Below are 4,530 nucleotides of genomic sequence, written 5' to 3' on the forward strand. Positions count from 1 at the left end.
GCATTACATCCGCGCAAAGCTGAAGTCGTGATGGCCGCACTGACTGACCGGTTCGGCATCACGCGGATTAATGCCATGTCAGATTGGGACGATGACGGCAGTTTTTCACGTCCTAAAAACGATGCCGGTTATGACGTTGTTGAAGGCATTGCCGTGATACCGATTCAAGGAACGCTGGTACAAAAATTGGGTTCGCTACGTCCTTATAGCGGCATGACGGGTTATGACGGTATCAGGCAATCCTTTCTTACTGCGCTTTATGATCCTGAAGTTAATGGCATCTGTTTAGATATCGACTCACCGGGCGGAGAAGTGGCCGGGTGCTTTGACTTAGTGGATGAGATTTATTCAGCACGCGGAACAAAGCCGATTCACGCTATTTTATCCGAAAACGCTTACTCTGCTGCTTATGCGTTAGCAAGTGCCGCTGACAAAATCCATGTTCCCCGGACTGGCGGGGTCGGTTCAATCGGGGTGATTGTCATTCACTGCGATTGGTCGCAACGGATTAAAGAAGATGGTCTGCAAGTGACAATAATTACTTATGGAGACCGCAAAGCTGAAAGTAATCCGTATGTGCCGTTAACTGAACAGGCCCGCGGTGCAATACAGGATGACGTAGACGTGATGGGAAAACTGTTTGTGAGTACGGTTGCCCGGAACCGGGGCATTTCTGAAAAAACGATTCGTGACACTCAAGCGGCATGTTTTTTGGCTGTTGAGGGTGTTGGTCTGGGATTAGCTGACGAGGTTATCACGCCCGATGCGGCATTCCGAAAATTACTGAGTGAATCAGGAGCTTAATAGATGGCTAGTTTGAAATTCGCCCACTTGCTGGGTCTCAAAAAATCAGCGTCAGAAGAAGATGACGACAAAGAAAAAAGCAAAAAAGCGAAATCCCGTCGTGCCGAAGAAGAGGACCGCGACGAGGAAGACGCCGAAGAAGAGGATGACGATACCCAGGCTGATGAGGATAACGATGATACTGACGCTGAGGAAGATGATGATGACAAAGACACCTCATCTAAGAAAAGCAAAAAGGCTAAGTCTCGCCGGGCGGAAGAGGATGATGCCGATGCGGAAGAGGATGACGATAAAAAAGAGGGTCGCCGCGCCGAACGGAAACGTTGTGCAGCTATTTTCGGCAGTAAACACGCAGCAAATCGCCCCGACATGGCAGCGCATTTAGCGTTCAATACTCGCATGTCTGCACGCGAAGCGATTAGCACTTTGGCCGCAATGGGGAGTGTTTCAGCCCCGCGCCGCGCTTCATTAGATGAGCGCATGCAACAGGCACAGCAAGTGCGCCTCGGCCCTGATGCCCGACAACCCGCTAGCGGCTCTGTTGAGGCATTAGTTGCTAATGCGGCAAGTCTCTATAACTCTGTAAAAGGTAAAAAATAATGGAACAGATTGGACAAAACCCATTCGCCCCCGGCATGACGTCAACAATGTTCGTTCCCGATCAGCTAGTCTCAGGTCCTTTGCAACTAGTGACTGACACAGTGACAATTGCAAAAGTGGGATTATTGAAGCGCGGAACAGTTTTAGGGCTTATCACTGAATTAAAAGAGTATGTTTTGAGCGTTAAGACCGGCACAGATGGCAGAGAGAAACCTATCGCCATTCTCGCTGATGATGTCGATACAACAACAGAATCAAAATCATGCGGGGTTTATTTGCTGGGTGAGTTTAATCAGAATCGCTTGATATTCGATAAAAGCTGGACACTAGAAGATCTGAAAATCGCGCTTCGTCCTTCTGCGATTTTCATCCGCGACGCTATTCAGGCTCCGATAGCCTAATCTCATTACCCCATTATTGCATTTAATGCCATTCATCCGGCAGGGATGCGCTCGTTTTAAATTCAGTCTGGTGGCTTTGGCTACCAGTCATTGCATATAGAGAAATTGCATGAGTAATAATATTAGCATTTACGATACTAACGTATTAGTGCAAATCGTCCCGAATCTGATGACTAGTCAAAACTGGTTGTTAGACCGATTCTTTCCAAATATCGTCACTTACGACACAGAAGAGGTTTCTATCGATGTGGATATCGGTAAACGCCGAATGGCGCCGTTCGTGTCGCCACTGGTTGAAGGGAAGTTAGTCGAAAGCCGTAAATATCAGACCAACACTTTCAAGCCGGCTTATATCAAAGATAAGCGCGCCCCGGATTTACGTAAACCGATTCGTCGCCAGATTGGTGAGCGTATCGGCGGTGAGTATTCTCCTGCTGAAAAAGAATTACTGAACTTGCAGTTCGAAATGACTGACCAGATTGACATGCTAAACCGGCGTTTAGAATGGATGGCGGCAAATGCACTGGTCAAATCACAAATCACGGTAGTCGGTGATGGCTTTCCGACTACCGTGATTGATTTCGGGCGTTCAAGTGATCTGACTATCACGTTAAGTGGCTCAGATAAGTGGCCGATGAAAGTCGCTGCTGGCACAACAAACACGCAGCCTTCTGATGATATTGAGAAATGGCAAACGTTGATTCTGAAAGAGTCTGGGGCTGTACCGACTGATTTAGTCTTTACGGCTTCATCTTGGAAAGCGTTCCGTCTTGATACCAGCATCAAAGACAACGCCATCACATTCCCGGCATTGAACCCATACGGCAATCAGGTTGATATCGGGCCACGAATTGAAAAAGGCGCAGTCTACAAGGGGCGGTGGGGCAACTTTGATTTATGGTTGTACAACGACTGGTTTATTGATCCGGTTGATGGTGTTGAAAAACCGATGTTGCCGGATGGTACAGTCATAATGACTGGTGCTGACCTGATGGGGACTCGTGCGTTTGGTATTATTCTTGATCCTGCTTTCACCTATGGTGCGTTGGCTTTTGCACCCAAAAGTTGGATGACAGAAGATCCGGCGCAGCGTTATCTCATGATGCAATCGGCCCCGCTGGTCATTCCAAGCCGTGTAAATGCGGCACTGTGTGCGACGGTGGTGTGATATGGCGAAGAATAAACAGACGCAGGATGAAAATGAACTGGGCGGTTTGCCGCCCGAACTAATGGTTGACGGTCAGGAGCAAAAAACGCCACCGGTAGCTGAAGAAGAAAATCAGGATACCCTGCCAGAACAGGACATTCCGGATGACCTGATTGCCTTTGTTGTGCTGAAAGGCCAAACAGTTCATCACGATGGCAAAAAATATTCTCAGTTCGAGCAACTCATTCTAAGCTCAGAAGATGCCGATCGCTTGATTGAGCTGGGAGTGGTTGCTGACGTTAACAAATTGCGACAACAGGCGCTGATTCAACATGGCCCGACAGTAACAGTCAATGACGGCGTTAAAATCAGTCATGAGGCTTGATGATGGGAATAAATTGGGACCAGCATTTACTTGAACCGCTACACAACGTGTTTGGTGATATGGTTGAATACCGCCCCGCAAGTGGCGCTCGTTACACGATCAACGGCATATTCGACCGGGCGTATACTCAAACAGTCGAATCACTGGATGACGGCAGCACCATCAATACAACATCCCCGGTCTTGGGTGTGCGCGACATTGAGTTTCAGGCACCGCCGAAAAAAGGAGATCGGGTATTTGTTGGCGGTGCTCAGGTTAATACTTTGTTTGCCGTCGCTGATGTTCAGCCCGATAGCCACGGCGGGACAAAATTAATACTTAACAGGGTGAAATCATGAATGCGGCAGGTATCAGGGCGTTAGTCATTGATGCGCTCAAACATAAGACCGATGCAGAAGCGCGGGTTTATTCTCCCCGCGACTGGTCAACAACAGAAGATATGTACCCGATCATTCTTGTCCAGACGCCGATCGACGTTAAGCAGTCACTGGGCCGTAACGCGCCCCAGTTTAACACTGTCACAACAGTCCGTGTCACGGGTCGATTGCAAGAACTTGATAGCGAAGCGGAAGACGATGGGGCAGTTAAAGCTGAGGAATCCCTTGAGCGGTTACGCGAGCAGATAGAGCGTGCGGTAATTAACAGTTATGAACTCACTCGTCAGACTCAGCAGTTTGCCCAGGTTCGTTCAACGATTGGTATTGATGCCAGTGGTGAGGGACATACCGCTCAGTTGCTAATGGAACTTGATATTGAGTATTACCAGGGCCCGGAAGATTTCTACGAAATCGAAGCGGCAGAACTGGACGAAATCGACGTCACAATCGCTATGCCTGACGGCACCCCCGAACCTCATTTCAGAATCGATTTTCAGGAGTAATCCATGTTTGTAAAACCCGTTGCCGGGCGCAGTGTACGCGACCCGGTTAAGGGCACTCATTTGCCCGAAGGTTGTACAGAAGTACAAGACAGTCTGTTTTGGCATCGTCGCATAAAAGACGGTGACGTTGAAATATGTCAGCCTGAAAAAGCAGTTAAAAAGGCAGTCAAGGAGAATGAATAATGACCGTACCCTTTTCACGTGTACCTAACAATATTCGTGCACCGCTGTTTTACGTCGAGTTCGATAACTCAATGGCAAACAGCGCAATTGCGACACAGCGCACACTGATCATCGGTCAGGTGCTGAGTAC

Annotated in this window: 8 protein-coding genes; all 8 read left to right on the forward strand. The window is 48.4% G+C overall.

All coding sequences use genetic code 11. The features are described from left to right. Positions 1 to 804 (forward strand): S49 family peptidase (locus C5469_RS22240; protein ID WP_242689567.1); only part of this gene is annotated, 804 nt, incomplete at its 5' end. Positions 805 to 807: 3 nt separating this feature from the next. Continuing rightward, positions 808 to 1,404, forward strand: coding sequence for a hypothetical protein (locus C5469_RS22245; protein ID WP_166310811.1), 597 nt, complete (start codon positions 808 to 810; stop codon positions 1,402 to 1,404). Next, positions 1,404 to 1,805, forward strand: coding sequence for a head decoration protein (locus C5469_RS22250; protein WP_166310813.1), 402 nt, complete (start codon positions 1,404 to 1,406; stop codon positions 1,803 to 1,805). Before C5469_RS22245 ends, C5469_RS22250 begins: the two co-directional genes overlap by 1 nt. Before the next feature lie 109 nt (positions 1,806 to 1,914). Beyond that, on the forward strand, positions 1,915 to 2,973 hold the full coding sequence (locus C5469_RS22255; protein ID WP_166310815.1) for a major capsid protein: 1,059 nt from the start codon (positions 1,915 to 1,917) through the stop codon (positions 2,971 to 2,973). Position 2,974: 1 nt separating this feature from the next. Then, positions 2,975 to 3,337 (forward strand): hypothetical protein, encoded by a 363-nt coding sequence (locus C5469_RS22260; protein WP_166310817.1) that lies wholly within the window; start codon positions 2,975 to 2,977, stop codon positions 3,335 to 3,337. 2 nt (positions 3,338 to 3,339) lie between these two features. Continuing rightward, the gene (locus C5469_RS22265) at positions 3,340 to 3,675 is read left to right on the forward strand and encodes a head-tail joining protein (RefSeq protein WP_166310821.1); all 336 of its coding nucleotides are present in this window, start codon (positions 3,340 to 3,342) and stop codon (positions 3,673 to 3,675) included. Continuing rightward, on the forward strand, positions 3,672 to 4,217 hold the full coding sequence (locus C5469_RS22270) for a hypothetical protein (protein WP_036841054.1): 546 nt from the start codon (positions 3,672 to 3,674) through the stop codon (positions 4,215 to 4,217). Before C5469_RS22265 ends, C5469_RS22270 begins: the two co-directional genes overlap by 4 nt. A gap of 3 nt (positions 4,218 to 4,220) precedes the next feature. Beyond that, positions 4,221 to 4,400 carry a DUF2635 domain-containing protein gene (locus C5469_RS22275; RefSeq protein WP_036841053.1) on the forward strand — a complete coding sequence of 60 codons (180 nt, stop codon included), beginning with the start codon at positions 4,221 to 4,223 and terminating at the stop codon, positions 4,398 to 4,400. The last annotated feature ends 130 nt before the right edge of the window (positions 4,401 to 4,530 follow it).

The sequence above is a fragment of the Photorhabdus cinerea genome (assembly GCF_011189575.1).
GTDB lineage: Bacteria > Pseudomonadota > Gammaproteobacteria > Enterobacterales > Enterobacteriaceae > Photorhabdus > Photorhabdus cinerea.

Coding starts and splice junctions, on each gene's coding strand:
- C5469_RS22245 (WP_166310811.1), top strand. CDS start 808: ATGGCTAGTTTGAAATTCGCCCACTTGCTGGGTCTCAAAAAATCAGCG.
- C5469_RS22250 (WP_166310813.1), top strand. CDS start 1,404: ATGGAACAGATTGGACAAAACCCATTCGCCCCCGGCATGACGTCAACA.
- C5469_RS22255 (WP_166310815.1), top strand. CDS start 1,915: ATGAGTAATAATATTAGCATTTACGATACTAACGTATTAGTGCAAATC.
- C5469_RS22260 (WP_166310817.1), top strand. CDS start 2,975: ATGGCGAAGAATAAACAGACGCAGGATGAAAATGAACTGGGCGGTTTG.
- C5469_RS22265 (WP_166310821.1), top strand. CDS start 3,340: ATGGGAATAAATTGGGACCAGCATTTACTTGAACCGCTACACAACGTG.
- C5469_RS22270 (WP_036841054.1), top strand. CDS start 3,672: ATGAATGCGGCAGGTATCAGGGCGTTAGTCATTGATGCGCTCAAACAT.
- C5469_RS22275 (WP_036841053.1), top strand. CDS start 4,221: ATGTTTGTAAAACCCGTTGCCGGGCGCAGTGTACGCGACCCGGTTAAG.